The sequence below is a fragment of the bacterium genome, assembly GCA_023150945.1.
GTDB lineage: Bacteria > Zhuqueibacterota > Zhuqueibacteria > Zhuqueibacterales > Zhuqueibacteraceae > Coneutiohabitans.
This window is the reverse complement of record JAKLJX010000007.1, coordinates 41,244-60,112: the sequence shown is the minus strand read 5'-3', so window position 1 is coordinate 60,112 and position 18,869 is coordinate 41,244. Positions and strand designations below refer to the sequence as shown.

Here is an 18,869-nt window from a genome sequence, read left to right as displayed (position 1 = left end):
CAGTTTTGCCGCCTGCAAACAGTCACTCCTCTTCCCCGCCACCGGCGTGGCGATCACGCTGGCAGCAACTGCGCGAGCATTTGCAGCATCCCGACCAGCGCTGGAAGTGGTTCATCTTCGTGGGCGTGATCGTTTACCTCATTCTCATCAACCAGGTCACCAACCGCCGCCCCGATCACTACTTTTTTGCGTTGCTCGTTTTCTCCTTCGTGCTGGGCCGGGGGCGCGCCAAACGCTTCCTGCTGGATTGGCTGCCGTTCATCTTGTTTTGGGTGGCTTATGACATGATGCGGGGCATCGCCGATACCGTGCGCGGCGCGATTCACGTCACCGAGCCTTATCGCCTGGAACACTGGTTCTTTCAGTGGCTGCCGGGAATGGCAATGCCGCCCTTCGACTTGCAGACCCTGCGCTTCGACCAGGACTGGCACTGGCTCAAGGTGACCATCGATTTGCTGGCGGGCAATCTCTACGTGATGCACTTCGCGCTGCCACTGGTGCTGGGCTGGATTTTCTGGCACACCACCAATGACCGCCCGATGTTCTATAAATTCGTCTACACCCTGACCACGCTCAATCTGCTCGCGCTGATCACGTTCATGCTCTACCCGGCGGCGCCGCCGTGGTATGTCTACAGCTTCGGTTTCGGCCAGCCGGAACCCAACTCCACCTTTTGGGGCACGAGCGCCGGCCGCATGATCGACATCGACCGCTTCATCGGTTTCGATTTCTTCACCACGTTGTGGGGCAAGTTCAACGCCAACCACTTTGCCGCCATCCCCTCGCTGCACGGCGCTTACCCGATCGTGATCGTGTTCTTCGCCTACAAGAAATTCCGCCGCTATCTCGGCTTGATGGTGCTTTATCCGCTGGGGGTGTGGTTCTCGGCGGTGTATTTGAATCAGCATTATGTTGTTGATTTGCTCATCGGTGGACTGTACATTTTTGCCGCTTACGCAATCGCGACCCGGCTGCTTTATCCCAAGATTTTCGCGCGCTTCGTCGAGCCGAAGGAAGATGCTTCCCGCGCCATGACGCCCGCGGCATCCTGACGGTGGTTAACGCTCTTTGGCTGAAGAGGAGAGAGGCTTATGATCCGCAGTCGCATTATCAGCACTGGCCGCTACGCGCCGGAAAAAGTCATGACCAATGAAGACATGAGCAAGCTCGTGCCCACCAGCGATGAGTGGATTCGCGAGCGCACCGGCATTCAACAACGGCATTTTGTGGACCGCGAGATCGGCGTGTCCGATCTCGGCTATGAGGCCGCCAAAATCGCGCTCGCGCGCGCCCAACTCAAACCGGCGGACCTCGACTTCATCGTGTTTGCCACGCTGAGTCCCGATTACATGTTTCCCGGCTCCGGCTGCCTGCTGCAGCAGATGCTCGGCATCCCCGGCATCGGCGCGCTGGACGTGCGCACGCAATGCACCGGCTTCATCTACGGCCTGGCCGTGGCGGATGCCTTCATCCGCACCGGGCAGTATCGCCGCGTGCTGCTGGTGGGCGCGGAGGTGCATTCCACCGGTTTGGAATACAACGAACGCGGCCGCCACATCGCCGTGCTGTTTGGCGACGGCGCCGGTGCCGCGATTCTGGAAGCGAATGAAGAGGGCTACGGCGTGCTGTCAACGCATCTCCACGCCGACGGCCGCCATGCCAAGGAATTGTGGGCGGAGAATCCCGGCAGCCGCCGCATTCCGCGGCTGTACGACGGCATTCTCACCGACGGCTCCTGCTATCCGCAGATGAACGGCCGGGAGGTGTTCAAACACGCGGTCACCAAATTCCCGGAAGTCATCATGGAAGCGCTGCAGACGAACAGCCTGACGCTCGAGCAGGTGGCGCTGGTGGTGCCGCACCAGGCCAATCTGCGCATCACCGAGGCGGTGACCCAGCGCCTGGGACTGCCGCCGGAAAAAGTGTTCAGCAACATTCAACGCTACGGCAACACCACCGCGGCCTCGATTCCGATTGCCCTGGATGAAGCGCAGGAGCAGGGCAAAATCAGACCCGGTGATTATGTGATTCTGGCTTCCTTTGGCAGCGGCTTCACCTGGGCGAGTGCCGCGGTGCGGTGGTAAGCCAGCGCGCCTGAGAATCAATTCTCAGGCTAAAAGCTGAAGCCGCCTGAAGGCGGCAGGCGGCGTGTGGGTGATCAATCGTTTTTTTCGCTTGCCATTTCAATCGTGGACTGGATCGGCAATCATCGCCCTGTAAAATTCAGCCAGTGACATTCGGTCTCTTCACTTCATCCCGTCTGCCGCCGCGGCGCGCCGTTTTGGGATGGACCTCATCGTTTCCAGGATTTGATCCCTCATGCCTCTTGCTTACTTCGATTGCATCGCCGGCGCCAGCGGTGACATGATTCTGGGCGCGCTGGTTGACGCCGGTGTTCCGCTCGAATACTTGCAGCAAACCGCCGCGGCTCTGCAATTGCCCGGCCTGCAACTGAGCGCAATCAAAGTCAAACGCCGGGACATTTCCGCCACCAGCGTGACGGTGAGTTTTCCTCCGGAGCACAAGCATCGCCACCTGCATCACATTGCGGCGATCATCACCGCGGCGGAGCTGCCGGGCGAAGTCAAGCAACAAGCGCTGCAGGTGTTTCAGCGTCTGGCAGTGGCGGAGGCGCGCGTGCACGACACCACGCCTGAGAAGATTCACTTTCACGAAGTCGGCGCGGTGGATGCCATCGCCGATGTCGTGTGTGCGGTCGCGGGCCTGCATTCACTTCATCTCGATGCCATCTTTGTTTCACAATTGCCGCTGGGCGGCGGCACCGTGAAATGTGAACACGGCATCATGCCGGTGCCGGCGCCCGCCACCGTGGAGTTGCTGCGCGGGTTCCCCACGCAGCCGGGGCCGATTGATTTCGAACTGGTCACACCCACCGGTGCGGCGATTCTCACCACGCTGGGCAAACCCTACAATCATTCCCCCTTTCAAATTCAGCGCGTCGGTTATGGCGCGGGCACCGGCGATCTCGCGGAGTTGCCGAATGTTTTGCGGCTGATCCTCGCCGAGGCCTTCAGCCCCGGGCAGACCGACATGGTCACTCTGCTCGAAACCAACATCGATGACATGAATCCGGAGATCTATCCGTTCGTCATCGATCGTCTGCTGGAGACCGGCGCATTGGATGCCTTCCTGACGCCGATTCTCATGAAGAAAGGCCGGCCGGGGATGCTGCTCTCGGTCCTGGCTGCGCAGGATAAGGTCGATGACATGCTCGCCGTCATTTACGGCGAAACCACCACGCTGGGGGTGCGGGTCATGCCGATTAGCCGCCGCAAATTGCGGCGCTGGCAGGAGGAGAAAATGACCTCCCTGGGGCCGGTGAAAATCAAAGTCGCGGAATGGCAGGACCGCAAACACATGGTGCCGGAGTATGAAGAATGCCGGCGCCTGGCGCTGCAACAGGGTTTGCCGCTGCGCCGGGTTTATGACATCATCGCGGCGGAAATCAAGGCTTTCGGAACGGCATGAGCAGAGCGCACGCAGGGGGAAGCCGAATGCCTCCCAATTCCGCGCCGGGAGAAGACGCTTTCGCGCAAAAACCTCACGCAGGAAATCGACTGAAGCCCTCATGCAGGAACGAATGCTGCAGCGCTCCGGACTCTTGATGGGTGCGCTTTGCGCTCTGGTTGGCGCTGCCGTTGGCCAGTGGGCAGCGTCTCTAGCAAGCAGTGCCGATTGGGCGCTGTTGCCGATCTTCTCCGGTGCGGCTTCATTTCTGAGCGGTTGGTTCTGCTGGCAACGGCTCCTGGCGCGGCGCGTGCTGCCGCCTGGGCGCCGGGCCGCGCTGGCGGGCGTGCTGGCCGCGCTGCTCGGGCACTATCTCACCTTCTACTGCTATTTCCTCTGGGCCAATATCGAGTATTGGATTTGCAATCTTCGCTCCGGCCAGCCGCCCGCCGACATTTTAAACGGCCTGTGGGGAGCCGGTGTGCTCGCGCTTTGGAGTCTGCTCTTCTACGGTTGGCTCACGCTGCCGGTGGGCGGCCTCCTGGGCGCCGGGCTGCTTACTTGGCTGCGCCGCAAGCAGCCGTTCATGCGTGAGGAGGGGAAATCACACGCCGGACGATCCGGAACCGAGAAGTGAAAGCACGCAGAGTCGCGAGTGCACTGTTTTCTGGAAAAGCACAACGCAGTCTTCCCGCCTGCCAACGAAGGCAAGCGGGCAGCTTGCGCTAAAGCATCTTTGCGGTCGTGATCGTTTCTCCGGAGAAATACCATACTTCGTCAACTCTATCACGCCGAAGAGCTTGAGCTTGCCGCATGATGTTGCGCGGTGCGTGTCCACGATTTTGGCGGAAAGGTTGCGGCGAAGAGCGATGGCTTTGGCGTCTTCTCCCCGAGCAAACAAGCGCAAAACCTCCAGTTCGCGGTCCTCGAGAATTGCGATCAGCACAGCAAACGGCCCCACAATGCGCGAAAGACGGGGCCACGGATGAACACGGCTTCTCACGGATTTCGGGTTTGGGCTTCATCCGCGCCAATCCGTGTCGAGCCGTGGCTAAAGCGCATCACTTTTTTTCCTGAATGATTTTTTCCGAATGACGTAACGCAGGCTTCCAGTCCGCCTACGAAGGCAAGCTGACAGCTTGCGCCACAACATCTTCGCGGCCGTGATCGTTTTTCCAGAGTAAAAATGCAGCACGATTGTCATCCTGCAAGGATTCTGTGAAGACTCGGGCGCCGTGCCGAGTATTTCACGAGATTCGTCTGAATGCCAGCATGGGAGGGAGTTGCGGGGCGGGATCAATTTGCCGACAGGCGGCACAGGACCGCGTTGCCGGTGTTGAAAACAACGCGGCTCACTCTGGCCGGATAGGCGGGGAATTCCAGCAATCCGCCCTCCTGGGAGACCTGCACGCGCCGCGTCAGCGTGAAGCCGTCGGCATAATCCACGGTGACGGGAACCGGCATGTTGAAACCCGGTGGCACGCCTTCCTGGCGCACGTGCACGCGCACGACATATTCGGGCTTGACGGAATGAGGCGTGGGCCGCGCGACCGGCAAACCGGCCGGCGGTGCGGTGGGCACCGCGGCAATCTCATAGCGCCAGTGATAGGTCGGCACCCGGTTTTGTTGAATCCATTGGCGGAAAAAATCATCGAGCGGCGCGCCATAGTGCTGCTCGGCCAGCAGTTGAAAGTCGCGGGTGGCCGGCTCACCGTCGCGATGAACGCGGAGAAAATCCGCGAGTAAAGCCCAAAAGCGGGAATCGTCGCCGGTGTCCAGATCGCGCAGCAGCCAGCGCAACATGTGCAAGACGTACGCGCCTTTCTCATAGGTTTGCATGTAGTAGTCCAGCGCTTCGCGCTGACCGAGGCGAACGCCCATGGCGATGGGGCCGGCGCGCTGGCCTTCACTTTTGCGCAAAGCCTCCTTGCTGAAACCGAAACGTTGCATGCCGATGCTCACGCCGACGTTGCCCTGCTCCAGCAAATCATTGCTCCAGGCCTGCAAAATCTCCGTGAAGTGGTTCTTGTCGCGCAACACCCACTCCACGTAAAGCGCGCCGAGGTATTCGGCAAACGCTTCGCTCAGCCATTGATCATGATAGGTGGCCCAGCCCAGCGTATTGCCGAACCACTGATGCGCGATTTCGTGGCTGCGCAGCGCTTCGCGCGGGCCTTCGGCATGGCCGGAAAATCCCAGCCAGGACAGCGTGACGAAACCGGGAAATCCCTGGCTGTGAAAGGTGGGCACCTCGACCACGCGCAGCACCGGCAGGCGGTAATCTCCCAGCCGGCTGGCGAAGAAGTAGAGGCTGTTGGCGACATCGGCAGCCACGCGTTTGCGGGTGCCGGAAGTATGGCGCGAACTGCTGTAGATTTCGATTTGCGGCAACCCCAGCCCCGGCGCAGGCAGCGTGTCCGCGCTGAAACTGCCCATGCAAAAGGTCGAGGCTTTGGCCGGTGCGTGCGAGCGATAGTAGCTCAGGTGAAATCCTGCTTCCTCCCAGTCGCGAACCAGGCGGCCAAGTGTCAAAACGCGCAAACGCGGCGGGCATTTGTAAACGATGTTGTAATGCGCCCGCTGCAAGTATCCCAGCCGGGGCACCCAGAAGACCGGATCCTTCAGCGCATACATGCCGTTGTCATGGCGGCGCAGTAATTCACCTTGATAGTGAAACAGCAGCCGCAAGGTGTCATCGCGGGCACGCGCTGCATTGACAAAGACCGTGACTTCGCTTTCCTTTTTCTCGCGCACGAAACTGAGCGTGTCGCCGTCTTCCGAGAGAATCCAGGCGATTTCCAGATCAGCGGCCAGCGCGAAATGGAGGATCGGCGGTTTTGCCGCGCCCAGAAAAATGTTCACACCCATGTCGGCCTCCAACATGCCGCTTTGATTGAGCTGGACCCAGCCGTTGTATCTCAGCAAAGCCGGCAGGGCGGCCATGGAATCCGCCGTGACCGCGTAACTGCACACGGTGAACAGCGGCCGTCCCAGGCGCTTGTGGAAATACTGCAGCAACGCCACTTGCTCGACGGCGGCCGCATCGTAAAGATAAATGTACAGCGGCGGAAACGGATTCATGTCGCGCTCGGGATAGAAGGCACACACCACTTGCCGGGACATGACGGGTTGCAGCCGGCTGCGCAGCAGGTGCGCGGCAAGATTGTAGCCGCGGCGTTCGAGCAGAAGCGCCTGCAAATCGCCCGGCAGTTCACGCACCGAACGCGAGAAACTCGTGGGGTCGCGCGGTGGCGCCGCGAGAATCGCAGCAGGCGGCAGCAGGGCTTGCAGAATGCTGAAATCGGGGAAGCGCAACAGCAGGCGGGTCGTGGTGCAGGTGAGGGCCGGATCTTTGGTGAAGCGGGCAAGCTGAAACTGTTCCGCGGCCTCGCGCGGGCTGAATTCTACGCGCGCCTGGCCTTCGAACACCAGACCGGTGCAGCCGGCGGTGGAGTCTTGCAGCGGCGCCAGCCGGCCGGTGATCAAGGTGAGGCGGAAGTCCGGCAAGTGCAGCCGGAGTGTGTCCGTGAGATGCCATCCGGTCTCCGCGATTGCCGGCGCGCGCAGCGCATGGTAGAGGCGTTGCAAGGCCGGATCGCGCAGGCTATTCTTTTCCGCGGCGTGGCCGGGCGGCACACTGGCGGTGAGGGCAAGGGCGGCGAGCAGGCATGTGATGACGGGCGAGTTCATCTACTTCATCGGTTGCGTTGTCATCCTCGAGATAATTTTCACCCGCGGCTCACGCCGCCACGTCATGCCGAATATCATCCTCGGCGCGCCAGGGCGGGCTGACGATGGCTGCAAACACGAGAACATTTTGGCCGAGGTTTTCGATCCATTGTTCCTGGCCCGGCGGAATGTAGATGGCGTCGCCCGGATGCACTTCCTGGGTTTCTGCGCCGATGTGCATGTTGCCGAGGCCTTCGAGAATGTAGTAGACCTCCGACTGCCGGAGCGAGTGGCGATAGGTTGCCTTGCCCGGCTCCACGTAAGCGATCGCCAGAGAATAGGAGATGCCGGCGCCGCGATCGCGTTCGGGATGCAACAGCTCGCGCAAGCGGCAGCCATCGTTGGCGATGATTTCCTCACAGTCCTTCTCGTGCTTGATCAACATGGCGGTCCTGCTCCTTTCTGCGGCAAATCTCAAAACACCATCAGTGGAAATTTCCCGCCTCCTGGCCGTGATCCGCCCGGTGCCGGCGGAGGCCAGGGAGGCCGTGCACAGCCGTTGAAACCGCCGCGCCTATTCCCGCGGCTTGGCCCGGCCGGCCACCGCAACAATGGCATCGAGCATTTCGCGGATTTCCGCAGCAATCGCCTCGCCGGGCACAAACTTCACCAAGACGTGATAGTTCGTCTTGCTCATGAGATTGGGTAAAGCCAACTTCTCGTGGAATCTCTTGAAAACAGGATCGAGGAATTCGTCGCTCGCCTTGAGATCCGCGCTCCAGGGATCCTTGCCCAAAGTCTGCAGTGCCTTTTCAACTTCCGCAATTGCCTGTGCCATGGCTTCGCGCCAGCTTGGACGAAACAACTCTCCAAACTGCATGCGGCCTGCATTCTCCGCGTAGGCCAGCAGGGTTTCGCGCTGGCACAAATAATTTTCCAGCTCGCGCCGTCGCCACATTCGCTGGTCGAGATTCGGATCAGCAGGCAGCGGGGAGTCGAGGCGGTCGTAAATCGCGATGCCGATCAGATCCCCCTTGGCCTCCCGCAGGGCGTAGAAATGCTCTTGCGCTTTGCGCGGCTGATTGCCGACATAGTGCACGAACGGCCTTGCCAGCAGGGGACGGGCATCGTGATGCAACCGTTCAGCATACATGCGCAGCATGGCCAGATCCGTCGCGCCTTCGAGGTAAAGAATCCAGCCTCTGTCTTCGCCCAGGTAGTACTGCTCGAAACCGATTTCGCGCAGGGCTTTGAGCACCTGGCTGCCACGGTCGTCAATGCGGTGCGGCCTGCCGACAAAGGCGACCACCACATCGCGCCCCGCCGCTTCGTTGAGCAGAACTTCCGAATGGCTGGCAGCGATGATCTGACTGTTCGTCTTTTCGGCCTGCCGGGAAAGGACATCATAGATTTGGCGTTGGCGCAGGATTTCAAGATGGGCATCCGGTTCGTCCAGCAGGAGCACGGCGCCGGAATGAACGGCCAGGTGGGCCAGCAACAGCAGTGTCTGCTGCTCGCCGCGGCCACTCGCGGAAATGTCGAGCGTCGTGCCATACCGGCTTTGCAAGTCCATCGTGATTTCCCCCCGCTCAACGATATATTGCGGACGATTCAGCTTCGAACCGAACAGCCTCTCAATCAGCTCGCAGATTTCCTGCCATCTTTGCTCTCCGTTTTTGCTTTGCAGAACTTGCCAGCATAGGTTTCTCAAAACCTCAGCCGTGCGACCCTCTCCCAGCCGAACTCGAATGGAGCCCATTTCGAGCCGGTCTTCGCGGGCGGCCAAGCCGGACATGGGTGGGAGATAGGCTACCTGGAGATCTTTGAGATGGGCGGGAACCTCCATTCGCCGGTTATCGGAGACCAGCGGCGGCCGGCAGTAGAGCGACTCCTCATTGGCATAGTCGAATTCCAGAGAGCATTGCCAAGTTCTTTCGTCTACGCCCTCGACGCCGATCGTGATGAGCACGTTGCGAGTGGCGGTTTTGTCTTCCAGCCGAACACCCTCCCGCACGTGCAGGTCACGCCAGAGCAGTTTGGCGGAAGGGACGGGAAGCGAGACCAAGTCCTGCCGATTGATGGTCACTGCCGGCCTTTGGCCCGGTATTTTCTCGCTGCCGCGCTTCTCCAGCCAGCGCTTGACCCCGGCTTCCCACAACGCGATGGCCTGCAAAGCCGAGGTCTTGCCGGAATTGTTCGGGCCGATGAAGACGACGCGCTCGCCGAGCTCGATTTCAACCTCGGCAAAAAGCTTGAGATTCCGAATGGTCAATTTGGTGAGCATGGCTGTCTCTCTGCAGGCAATCTCGGATGCTCGCAAGCGCTTGCTTTCGACATCATAACGGAGATCATTCCACCCTCACGGCCGCAACCCCGCCGGCACGCCGTCCGGGAAGCGCTCATGAATGGCGGCTTCGATCTGCGCCACACGATTTTCCGGATTGGGGTGGGTGCTGAAAAACTCCGGCTGGCGCGCACCGCCGCCCGCTTCCGCCAGAATCTGCATGACGCCGATCAGCGCACGCGGATCATAGCCGGCATCCGCCAGGAAGCGCACGCCCAAATGGTCGGATTGCAGTTCGTCTTCCCGGCCATATTTCATGTTGACCAATTGCCCGATCACCATCGCGATCTGCGCGGTCTGCTGGCTGCTGGGATTGTAGGGGTCATAGGTCGACAGCACCAGCGCGCCGGTCAAGCCCTGGGTGAGCTGCTGCTGCGCGATCTGCTGGGCGCTATGGCGCGCCACCACGTGGCCGATCTCATGGCCCAAGACACCGGCAAGCTGCCCCTCGGTTTGCAGCCGGTTGAACAACGCCGCGGTGATGAAAACCGGTCCGCCCGGCAGCGCAAAGGCGTTGACCGTCTGGTCATCGGCCAGCAGGCTGAACTCGAACTGGTAGGGCGTTTGCGAAGCGGCGCTGCTTTGTACCAGCTTGCGGCCGACGGCATCCAACAGCGCCTGGGCCTGCTGATCCGGATGCAGCCCGCCAAACTCCGCCTCCATCTGGGGCACGGACTGCAGCCCGAGCGCGATTTCCTGCTCGGCGGTGATGTTGATATGCTGATTTTCGCCGGTCACGGGATTGTAGACGCTCGAGCGAAAATAGGAAAACAGCGCGAACGCCGCCACGACCAGGCCGATCAACAAGCGCATCTTGCCGGAACCGCTGGAAGCCCGGTTGGCTGCCGGGAAGGCTCGCTGTCCCCAACCACGCTGGGGAAATTGCATACGAAACGAATTCCGCTCTAACATGACTCTTCCCTCACACTGATCGTTTATCAAAATTATCTCATGTCGACTTGCTGCCGGCCCGCCATCTGAGGGGCACCGGCGTGCGGTTGGCGTTTCAGGATTCCGCCGGCACGAACTTCTCCACTTCCATGGCTTCATAGAATCCGCCGGCGCAGGCGCCGAACAGCGCATGGCTCAGCGCCATGATCCAACTGCGCATTGGAAAGAACCACGGAAAGAAGAAGCTGATGGTGTAGAAATTGATGGCGTACAATGCCAGGCCGAGCACGGCGCCGCCCAGGATGCCGACGATCAAGCCCCAGCGGTGCAGCACGTACGCAATCAAACACGCAAAGCCGATGGAGAGCACGAGATGCACGACCAGCGCCACGAGGAATATCGTCACGTCAAACGTGGCCGGCGGCGGCAACACACCCTTGCCCATGACCACCGAGGCCACCAATCGCACTACCACCCACGGGCTGCCGACGTAGAGATGCGTCAACAGCAGGTTGAGAGCGAGAAAAATCAGGCCGCTGTACACGCCGGCACGCAGCGCTGCGCCCCAATCGACAAGCTGGCGCATCTTGGTTTTGTTGAAACGCATTCCATCCTCCGCCAAAAAGGTTACTCGTATTGCTCGCACTTGACCGGGCGATCCAGGCGCCTTCACGCCTCGCGCGCCCAGCGCAACATTTCTTTGAAACTCGGCTCCTTGCCGTGCATGAGCATGCCCAAGCGGAAAATCTTGCCGCTGGCAGAACGGAAAAGCCAGGCGCCTCCCGCCAGCAGAAAAATGGCAAGCGCCGTCTCCCACCAGGGCACTTGCGTCAAGACCAGGCGCGCCGGCATCACCGCCGGCGAGGTAAAAGGAAGAACGGAGAAGAACCGCGCTGCCGGCGCATCCGGATTATTGAAAATGATCATGGCAAACACGACCGGAAGAAAAGGCGCGAGCAGCAGCGAGCCGCGCGCCGAGGTGTTGGGATCGTTTACCGTTGCAGAAATGGCCGCGAAGACCGTGTTCCACAACAGGAAGCCGGCGAGCCCCAACAGCAACAACGCCAGAATCACGCCCGGGTGCACCACCCCGGCGGGAATCTCCCAGCTTGAACCGAGCATTCGAGAGAGCAGCACGAACAGCACGATGCTCACGGCCGTGGTGCAGGTGAATGCCAGCGCATAAGCCGAAACCCCCAAGATTTTTCCATCGATCCATTCCTGCGGCGAGACGGCAGAGACCACCATTTCGGTGACGCGAAGCTGCTTCTCGCCGGTGATCGCCACGAACATGTAGGCGGCGCCGACGAACGTGCCGAACAGCATGAGGCAGACGATCACGCCGGCGGCGATTTTTCCCGCCGTGCCGGCCGCGCGCCGGCCCGCGTGCATCGTGACCGACATTTGCAGCGGCCGCAGCGCCTCGGCCAGTTGTGCGGGCGCAATGCCAAGCGCCCGGATTTTCGCCTGCATTCTCGCCTCGGCCAGGCGCGTTGCGATTTCATTCTGCCAAACCGGTTCCTGGTAAACCAACAGCTCGGCTTCCTCCACACTTTTGACCAGGAGCAGCCCGTCGATTTCGCCGCGGCCGACCAGCTCGCGCAGGCGCGCTTCGTCACGGGGAGCGGCGCTTTGCATGGCGATCCGGCCGCCGGCGGGAAAGGTGAGCGTCAGAAAATCCTGCTCGAGAACGGCAAGTTTGACCGGCGCCTCTTCGGCTCGCGCGAGCAGCGCCAGGCCGCCCCGGATGAGCAGGGCCAAAACCGCTGAAATCGCCACCGTCGCGATCTGGTCTTTCCATTTGAACCAGCGGGCGAACTCCCAGCGCGCGATTTCAAAAACCCGGGTGCGGGATTTCATGCGCCTTCCTCCAGCGGCCGCGGGCGGATGCCGGAGTCGTCATTGACGGTTCGGAGAAAAATTTCGTGCAGCGACGGGTCTTGCGAATGAATCCCGCTGATTGGAAGCTGCGCCGCCTCTGCGAGAAAGCAGCTCATCGCAGCCTCCGGCCGTAGCGAAAACGCATAAGTTCCCTCGGTCAGCTTGTCGATCTGCGCGACGGTGGCAAAGCGCTCGAAAAGCGCGGCCTCGACATCGCCCTCGATCTGCACGACCACTTTTTTGAGCGCCGCCGCGGAAGCGCGCACCTCGGTGATCGTCCCTTCGAGAACGGCGCGGCCGCGATGCAGCAGAAGCACGCGATCGGCCAGACGCTGCACCAGATCCATCTGATGCGCGCTCAACAGGATGGTCATGCCGGCAGCGCGCAGCTCGCGGATGAGATCGAGAAAGCTCTCTTGATTCACGGGATCCAGGCCGGAGAAGGGCTCATCGAGGATGGCAAACGCGGGACGGTGCAGAATCGCAGCGATGAATTGCACTTTCTGCTGGTTGCCCTTGGAGAGTTGATCGAGCCGCGCGTTCTTGCGCTCGCGCAGATCCAGGCGCTCCAGCCATTCTTCCGCGGCCAGGCGCGCCGCCTCGCGTGGCATGCCGCGCAAGATGCCCATGTAGCTCAAGTTTTTGAGCACGGCGATTTCCCGGTACAATCCCCGCTCTTCCGGGAGATAGCCGATCTCCTGCGGCAGCGCCTGCTCGCGCGCGACGCCGTTCAGGAAAAAGCGTATCGCGCCGCGGTCGGGTGTGAGAATGCGCAACAGCATCCGCACCACCGTGGTTTTGCCGGCGCCGTTCGGTCCGAGCAGGGCGAAAATCTCTCCGCCGCCGACGTGGAAAGTAAGCCGGTCGACTGCCCTCACGTGCTCGAACTGTTTTTCGATCTCTGTGACTTCAAGGAGGTGTGGCATGGGGTTCCGGTTGAGTTTGTCCGCGCAGCCCTAAGACAGATTTGCACGGCCCGGCCGGCCTATCATGACGCCGGGCGCTGGTAGGCCGCCATCTTCTCCTGCAGAAACGGCACCAGCTTGTCGCTGGCGACTCGAGTCTGCACCAGTGAATCGCGCTCGCGCACGGTCACGGTTTGATCCTGCAGGGTCTGGCCGTCAACCGTGATGCCGAACGGCGTGCCGGCTTCATCCATGCGGCGATAACGCCGCCCGATCGCGCCGCCGTCGTCATAGAAGACGTTGAACTGCTTTTTGAGAGCGTGATAGATTTTCTCCGCCACTTCCGGCATGCCGTCTTTCTTGACGAGCGGAAAGACACCGGCTTTGATCGGCGCGATCACCGGCGCCAGGCGCAGCACGGTGCGGGCCTCACCCTCGATCACGTCTTCATCGTAGGCGTCGATCAGGGCGGTGAGCACGGTGCGGTCGCAGCCGGCGGAAGTTTCGATGATGTAGGGCACGAACCGCTCGCGGGTGGCGTCTTCGAAATAGCTCAAGTCCTTGCCGCTGAATTCGGCATGGCGCTTGAGATCGAAATCCGTGCGGTTGTGCACGCCCTCCAGTTCCTTCCAGCCGAAGGGGAATTCATATTCGATGTCGAACGCGGCGGCGGCATAGTGCGCCAGCTCGGCAGGCGTGTGCTGGTGAAATTGCAGCTTGCTCCGGCGAATGCCGAGTGCATCGTACCAGGCGATGCGCTGCGCCTTCCAATACTCGAACCATTCCATGTCGCTGCCGGGCTTCACGAAAAACTGCATTTCCATCTGCTCGAATTCGCGCGTGCGAAAGGTGAAGTTGCCGGGCGTGATCTCGTTGCGAAAGGCCTTGCCGATTTGGGCGATGCCGAAGGGAATCTTCTGGCGCGCGGCCTGCATGACGTTGTAGACGTTGACGTAAATGCCCTGCGCGGTTTCCGGCCGCAAGTAGACGACGTTGGCCGCTTCTTCCACCGGCCCCATGAAGGTCTTGAACATCAAGTTGAACTGGCGGGCCTCGGTGAATTTGCCTTCTTCCGCGCATTTCGCGGCTTTGCGGCCCTTGTACGCCGGCGAGCCGCACAGCGCACCCTCGATTTGATCGGCGCGAAAACGTGCTTTGCATTCCTTGCAGTCCACCATCGGGTCGGTGAAATTGGCGACGTGGCCGCTCGCCTCCCACACGCGCGGGTGCATGAGAATGGAAGCATCCAGGCCTTCGATATCGTCGCGCGTTTGCACCATTGCCCGCCACCAAAAATCTTTGACGTTGCGTTTAAGCTCGACGCCCAGCGGGCCGTAATCGTAGCAACTATTCAAGCCGCCGTAGATTTCACTGGAGGGAAAAATGAAGCCGCGCCGTTTGCACAGCCCCACGAGTTTGTCCATCAGCTTTTTGCTGTCAACCATAGTTGTTCCTGCTTTATCCTTGCCAAGAGCGTTGATCGTGCGCCGCCGGCTGCGCGCCGGACGGTGAAATGTGCGCGCAATATACCTAGTTTCACACTGAAAACCAATCAACTCTTTTCCAGCGGCCGGGGACGCCGTCAGGCATCCGGCGGTCCGGCACGCCAATGCGTGGTCTGTGCCCACGCCTCGGCGGCGAAGTAAATCAAATCAACCGCCGGGTCTTTCACTTCCGGATAAGCTTGCGGATCCGCCAGGGAGTGTGCCAGGCGACGCTTGAGCTCCGCATAGGCTTGCGCCGGCGCCGGATTGCCGCGCAAGTAATCACGCACGAGCAAGGCATAGCGTTGATTGGCGCGTCCGAGCACGCGCACATGCGTGTTGGTGCGCCGCTGCCCGGGCGGTGGCCGGAAGAACAGCTTGTGCCAGTCCGCCGCCACGCCCGCTGCACCCGGCGGACGATGGTCGCGTTCATTTTCCTCGACGCGAACATAACCCAAGCCGGCCATCACCGCCTCGACGCGATCAGCGAGTGCGGCCACCGTGATCTGAATATCGATCACATCTTTGGCGGACAAGCCGGGTACAGCCGTCGAGCCGATGTGATCGATGCGCAAGGCCAGTGCGCCCAGCGCCTGCCGCATGACCGCGGCGATCTCGCGGAATTCCGCCGGCCAAGTTTCTTGATAAGGAATGATTGCAACCATCGTCAGCTCCGCGCCGGACAACCGCCTGATTGCGGCGTTGCGTGGTGGCGCAACGCGAGGCGCAGCGGTGCTGGCTTGCGTTGGCGCCGGCGTCAAGTCTTCAATTGCTGAGTCACTTCTTTGACAAATTGCAGTGAGGTGAGTGTGCTGGCTTCTGCGAGATGATGCGCCAAATAGGCACGAAAAAAGGCGGCAATCTGGGCGAGCGCTGCCGGGGAAATGCGAAAGTGTTGCAGGCGGGCTGCCGGCAACGTTTGAAAACTGGCGAGCAGCCGCAGCGACTCTCCGCTGAGTGGCAAGGCACCGGCATGGCCGGCACAATCGGGGCAGGCAAAGCCGCCGCGCGCCACTTGAAACTGCCAAACCGCCTCCTCGCCATGGCGGCCGGCAGCCGGATCCGCGGTCTGGCAGTGCAGGCAGATTTTCAGATTCGGCGCAAGGCCCAGCGCCCCGAGCAGCTTCATCTCGAAGCCCCAGAATTGCAGCCGCGGTTCACGGGCCATGTTCATCACGCGCAGCGTCTCCAGCAGCAGCGGGTAGAGTTGCGGCTTGGGTTCGGTATCGGCCTGCGTGCGCCGGATCAATTCGCAACACGCGGAAGCATAGCCGAGTTTCTCCAGATCGTGCTGCAAATCTGGAAACACTTCGAGGAGATCGGCATGGCTCAGCAACTGAATGGGCCGGTTTTCTTTTTCATAATAGACGATCTGCACCACCGAGAACAGCTCCAGGCTGCCGCGCAACCGGCTCTTGCTGGTGCGCGCCGCCCGGGCATCGAGCTTGAGCAGGCCGTACTCGCGCGTGAAGAGCGTCACCAGCTTGCTCGATTCCCGTACCTTCATCGTGTGAATGACGATGCCTTCTGCTTTGACGATGGCCATGGCACATGACTCACGTGGAAAATGCCGGTCAAGCTTCTCTGCTTGCACTCAACTGATTCGCCAGCTCGATCATCTCGGTAACCGACAAGGTCTCGGGCCGGCGCTGCAAATCGAGCGAGGTGACCAATGGCGGCGCGCCGGCCGGCAGCAGCTTGCTCACGCTGCGGCGCAAGGTTTTGCGGCGCTGTCCGAAGACCGTCTTGACGAATTCCAAATAGAATGCTTCCTCCCGAATGGGCAGTGGCGGCGGTTGCATTTTCCATTGCACCACCGCTGATTCGACCTCCGGTTTCGGCCGGAACACGTGCTCGGAGAGCGTGAACAGCAATTCCGCCGCCGCGTAGGTTTGGCACACCACCGCAAGAATGCCGTAGGTCTTGCTGCCGGGCCGCGCCACGAGGCGTTCCGCCACTTCCCGCTGCACCGTCAGCGTCACGTCCTTGATCAAATGGCGCTGGGCAAATGCGGTGAAGACAATATGGCTGGTGATGTGATAAGGAATGTTGCCGAGCAGGCGAATGCCGCCGGCGGGAAACAACTGCTGCAAATCGACTGCGCGGAAATCCGCATGCAGCAGGCTGAAATTCGGGAAGGCCGCAAACTGCTGGCGCAGGCCGGGCAACAGCCGCTCATCGATCTCGATCGCGCAATAGCGGCAACCCACCGGCACCAGGTGCCGCGTCAGCGCGCCCAATCCGGGCCCGATTTCGACAATGACATCGGCGGGCTGCGGCGCGATGGCGCGCACGATCTTGCGGGCGACGTTGTCATCCACGAGAAAATTCTGCCCGAGCGAGCGGCGCGGTTGGAAGTCAGGTGGCAGGATCATCATACAGGCAGGCAGATTTTTTTCCGGCAAGCGCGCGGCGCCCGGCCGGCGTGCCATTTTTTCGACCTTCGCGGTATGCTGGCGAGCCCACTTCAGGACAGACCGAAGAGTTGCCTCGCGTTTTGAGTGGTGTGCCGGCAGATTTCGGCGACGGAGAGATGGTGAATCTCCGCCAATTTCTCGGCAATGTGAATCGTGAAAGCCGGCTCATTGCGCTGGCCGCGCTGCGGCACCGGTGCCATGAAAGGGCAGTCGGTTTCGAGCAGGAGGCGCGCCAGCGGCAGGCTTCGCGCGACTTCCGGCAATGCGGATTTGCGATACGTCAAGTTGCCGGTGAAGGAAACATGGCAGCCCAGCTCGAGCACGCGCCGGGCATATTCCTCATTCTCCGAGAAACAATGAAACACGCCCGCCAGCTCGCGCACGCCGGCCTGGCTGAGCGCACTGAGAATCGCCTCGCCCGCCGCGCGATTGTGAATGATCACCGGTTTGCCGATTTCCCCGGCGAGTTGCAATTGCCGGACAAAGGCGCGCTGCTGCATCTCGGCAGGCACGCGTTGCCAGTAGAAGTCCATGCCGATTTCGCCAATCGCCACGACTTTGGGATGCTGCGCCAGCCGCGCGATCTCGGCAAAATCGGCGTCGCCGGCAGCGCCGCAATCGTTGGGATGAAATCCCACGGCGGCAAAGAGGCCGGGATGCTTTTCCGCGAGCGCCAGGCTTTGCCGGCTGGAAGCGAGATCCGTGGATACGACGATGATTTTTGCAACGCCTGCTTCCTGCGCGCGGCGGATGACGGCCTCGCGATCGGCGTCAAACTGCTCGAGCTGGAGATGGGCGTGGGTGTCGATGAGCATGTTCGGCAGCGAAGTATCCATTGGAAAGATTCCTTTGCCTGCACAGCAGCGATTTCACATTGCAGGAACAGACGGGGCCTGAAAGCCGGACACCGGCGGCAAGACCTGCAATATCGTTTGCAGCTCGTTAAAAGTCCGCACCGGAACTGCGCCCTGCTTGAGCAGCGCCACATTGCCGGCCGCATGTTCGCTTGGTTCTTGAAATGCCACGACGAATAACGGCTTGCCGGCTTGCAGCGTCCGTTCCGCGGTGTCCATCGTGCCGGATTTCACGCCGCATTCGACGACCAACACCGCTTGGGCGAGGCCGACGACGAGGCGATTGCGCGCCATTGCCGCACCGGCAGTCCAGGTCATGGTGGGAAAATATTCCGAAAGAATCACGCCATGCGCCTTCAAATAGTCGACGGACTCGAAGCCCGCGTCGCGCAAGCGAAAATGATTGAGGCCGTGACTCAAGATCATGATCGTGCGGCCCTCACCACGCACCGCGCCGAGATGGCCGGCAGTGTCGATGCCCTTCGCGTAGCCGCTCACCACCGTCACGCCTGCGGCAGCGAGGCGCCGGCCAAATCCTTCGGCGATTTCCAGCCCGCGCGGCGAGGCGTTGCGCGAGCCGACGATGGCAACGGCGCGTGCGTCGCTGGCAGAGAATTTTCCGTAAAGCGAAATCACCGGCGGCGGATCAGGAATGCCGCGCAGAATCTCAGGATAGTCTTCGTGCCACAGCGTCGTGAAAGCGACGCCTTGATCTTGCAGCGTGCCGAGCAATAGTTCGACTTCCTCACGCCGCTCGGCAAGTGCCGGCATTTGCTCGGCGACCTTCCTCGGAAATCTGGGAAGGGCGAGCAGTTCTTCTTTCGTGGCCTGCATGGCGGCCTGCGGCGAGCCGAAGCGCTCGATGAGTTTTGTATAAGTGCGCGCGCCGAGGCCCTCGAGGCTTTGCAGGAGCAGCCAGTCGCGCAGATCGTTTTCGGGGTTCATTGACGTAATCA

The 18,869-nt window shown here is 61.0% G+C and carries 17 protein-coding genes; 4 read left to right on the top strand and 13 right to left on the bottom strand.

Features of this window, described 5'->3' with window-relative positions:
• Positions 1-5: 5 nt before the first annotated feature.
• The 4 genes from L6R21_11215 to L6R21_11200 all read left to right on the top strand — a co-directional run bounded on the left by L6R21_11215 (position 6) and on the right by L6R21_11200 (position 4,105).
• Positions 6-1,052, top strand: coding sequence for a phosphatase PAP2 family protein (locus tag L6R21_11215; GenBank protein ID MCK6559755.1), 1,047 nt, complete (start codon positions 6-8; stop codon positions 1,050-1,052).
• Positions 1,053-1,091: 39 nt separating this feature from the next.
• On the top strand, positions 1,092-2,084 hold the full coding sequence (locus tag L6R21_11210; GenBank protein MCK6559754.1) for a ketoacyl-ACP synthase III: 993 nt from the start codon (positions 1,092-1,094) through the stop codon (positions 2,082-2,084).
• Between the two features lie 235 nt (positions 2,085-2,319).
• Complete coding sequence (gene larC / locus L6R21_11205) at positions 2,320-3,489, top strand: nickel pincer cofactor biosynthesis protein LarC (protein MCK6559753.1); 1,170 nt, start codon at positions 2,320-2,322, stop codon at positions 3,487-3,489.
• A 100-nt stretch (positions 3,490-3,589) separates the two neighbouring features.
• Entirely contained in the window at positions 3,590-4,105 is a 516-nt protein-coding gene (locus tag L6R21_11200) for a hypothetical protein (protein ID MCK6559752.1), read from the top strand.
• A 659-nt stretch (positions 4,106-4,764) separates the two neighbouring features.
• Here the strand turns inward: L6R21_11200 and L6R21_11195 are convergent.
• The 13 genes from L6R21_11195 to L6R21_11135 all read right to left on the bottom strand — a co-directional run bounded on the left by L6R21_11195 (position 4,765) and on the right by L6R21_11135 (position 18,858).
• On the bottom strand, positions 4,765-7,158 hold the full coding sequence (locus L6R21_11195) for a hypothetical protein (GenBank protein ID MCK6559751.1): 2,394 nt from the start codon (positions 7,156-7,158) through the stop codon (positions 4,765-4,767).
• A gap of 49 nt (positions 7,159-7,207) precedes the next feature.
• Positions 7,208-7,582 carry a cupin domain-containing protein gene (locus L6R21_11190; GenBank protein ID MCK6559750.1) on the bottom strand — a complete coding sequence of 125 codons (375 nt, stop codon included), beginning with the start codon at positions 7,580-7,582 and terminating at the stop codon, positions 7,208-7,210.
• Between the two features lie 129 nt (positions 7,583-7,711).
• Positions 7,712-9,421 carry an AAA family ATPase gene (locus L6R21_11185; GenBank protein ID MCK6559749.1) on the bottom strand — a complete coding sequence of 570 codons (1,710 nt, stop codon included), beginning with the start codon at positions 9,419-9,421 and terminating at the stop codon, positions 7,712-7,714.
• 75 nt (positions 9,422-9,496) lie between these two features.
• Positions 9,497-10,294, bottom strand: a complete 798-nt coding sequence (locus L6R21_11180; GenBank protein MCK6559748.1) for a M48 family metalloprotease — start codon at positions 10,292-10,294, stop codon at positions 9,497-9,499.
• 193 nt (positions 10,295-10,487) lie between these two features.
• Positions 10,488-10,979: a hypothetical protein gene (locus L6R21_11175; protein ID MCK6559747.1), complete on the bottom strand. Its 492-nt coding sequence runs from the start codon at positions 10,977-10,979 to the stop codon at positions 10,488-10,490.
• Between the two features lie 62 nt (positions 10,980-11,041).
• Entirely contained in the window at positions 11,042-12,232 is a 1,191-nt protein-coding gene (locus tag L6R21_11170; GenBank protein ID MCK6559746.1) for an ABC transporter permease, read from the bottom strand.
• Positions 12,229-13,179 carry an ATP-binding cassette domain-containing protein gene (locus L6R21_11165; GenBank protein ID MCK6559745.1) on the bottom strand — a complete coding sequence of 317 codons (951 nt, stop codon included), beginning with the start codon at positions 13,177-13,179 and terminating at the stop codon, positions 12,229-12,231. The genes L6R21_11170 and L6R21_11165 overlap by 4 nt, the downstream gene beginning before the upstream one ends.
• Positions 13,180-13,241: 62 nt before the next feature.
• On the bottom strand, positions 13,242-14,603 hold the full coding sequence (locus tag L6R21_11160; protein ID MCK6559744.1) for a glycine--tRNA ligase: 1,362 nt from the start codon (positions 14,601-14,603) through the stop codon (positions 13,242-13,244).
• Positions 14,604-14,740: 137 nt separating this feature from the next.
• Entirely contained in the window at positions 14,741-15,307 is a 567-nt protein-coding gene (locus L6R21_11155; GenBank protein ID MCK6559743.1) for a GrpB family protein, read from the bottom strand.
• 92 nt (positions 15,308-15,399) lie between these two features.
• Positions 15,400-16,188 (bottom strand): DNA repair protein RecO, encoded by a 789-nt coding sequence (gene recO, locus L6R21_11150; GenBank protein MCK6559742.1) that lies wholly within the window; start codon positions 16,186-16,188, stop codon positions 15,400-15,402.
• Between the two features lie 28 nt (positions 16,189-16,216).
• Positions 16,217-17,020: a 16S rRNA (adenine(1518)-N(6)/adenine(1519)-N(6))-dimethyltransferase RsmA gene (rsmA, locus tag L6R21_11145; GenBank protein ID MCK6559741.1), complete on the bottom strand. Its 804-nt coding sequence runs from the start codon at positions 17,018-17,020 to the stop codon at positions 16,217-16,219.
• 89 nt (positions 17,021-17,109) lie between these two features.
• A complete protein-coding gene (locus L6R21_11140; GenBank protein MCK6559740.1) occupies positions 17,110-17,895 on the bottom strand; it encodes a TatD family hydrolase in 786 nt (261 codons plus the stop codon).
• Positions 17,896-17,928: 33 nt separating this feature from the next.
• A complete protein-coding gene (locus tag L6R21_11135; GenBank protein MCK6559739.1) occupies positions 17,929-18,858 on the bottom strand; it encodes a DNA-processing protein DprA in 930 nt (309 codons plus the stop codon).
• Positions 18,859-18,869 lie beyond the last annotated feature (11 nt).

Excerpts from the sequence above, each read along its gene's own strand:
- L6R21_11210 (MCK6559754.1), top strand. The coding sequence starts at position 1,092 with ATGATCCGCAGTCGCATTATCAGCACTGGCCGCTACGCGCCGGAAAAA.
- larC (MCK6559753.1), top strand. The coding sequence starts at position 2,320 with ATGCCTCTTGCTTACTTCGATTGCATCGCCGGCGCCAGCGGTGACATG.
- L6R21_11200 (MCK6559752.1), top strand. The coding sequence starts at position 3,590 with ATGCAGGAACGAATGCTGCAGCGCTCCGGACTCTTGATGGGTGCGCTT.
- L6R21_11195 (MCK6559751.1), bottom strand. The coding sequence starts at position 7,158 with ATGAACTCGCCCGTCATCACATGCCTGCTCGCCGCCCTTGCCCTCACC.
- L6R21_11190 (MCK6559750.1), bottom strand. The coding sequence starts at position 7,582 with ATGTTGATCAAGCACGAGAAGGACTGTGAGGAAATCATCGCCAACGAT.
- L6R21_11185 (MCK6559749.1), bottom strand. The coding sequence starts at position 9,421 with ATGCTCACCAAATTGACCATTCGGAATCTCAAGCTTTTTGCCGAGGTT.
- L6R21_11180 (MCK6559748.1), bottom strand. The coding sequence starts at position 10,294 with ATGCGCTTGTTGATCGGCCTGGTCGTGGCGGCGTTCGCGCTGTTTTCC.
- L6R21_11175 (MCK6559747.1), bottom strand. The coding sequence starts at position 10,979 with ATGCGTTTCAACAAAACCAAGATGCGCCAGCTTGTCGATTGGGGCGCA.
- L6R21_11170 (MCK6559746.1), bottom strand. The coding sequence starts at position 12,232 with ATGAAATCCCGCACCCGGGTTTTTGAAATCGCGCGCTGGGAGTTCGCC.
- L6R21_11165 (MCK6559745.1), bottom strand. The coding sequence starts at position 13,179 with ATGCCACACCTCCTTGAAGTCACAGAGATCGAAAAACAGTTCGAGCAC.
- L6R21_11160 (MCK6559744.1), bottom strand. The coding sequence starts at position 14,603 with ATGGTTGACAGCAAAAAGCTGATGGACAAACTCGTGGGGCTGTGCAAA.
- L6R21_11155 (MCK6559743.1), bottom strand. The coding sequence starts at position 15,307 with ATGGTTGCAATCATTCCTTATCAAGAAACTTGGCCGGCGGAATTCCGC.
- recO (MCK6559742.1), bottom strand. The coding sequence starts at position 16,188 with ATGGCCATCGTCAAAGCAGAAGGCATCGTCATTCACACGATGAAGGTA.
- rsmA (MCK6559741.1), bottom strand. The coding sequence starts at position 17,020 with ATGATGATCCTGCCACCTGACTTCCAACCGCGCCGCTCGCTCGGGCAG.
- L6R21_11140 (MCK6559740.1), bottom strand. The coding sequence starts at position 17,895 with ATGGATACTTCGCTGCCGAACATGCTCATCGACACCCACGCCCATCTC.
- L6R21_11135 (MCK6559739.1), bottom strand. The coding sequence starts at position 18,858 with ATGAACCCCGAAAACGATCTGCGCGACTGGCTGCTCCTGCAAAGCCTC.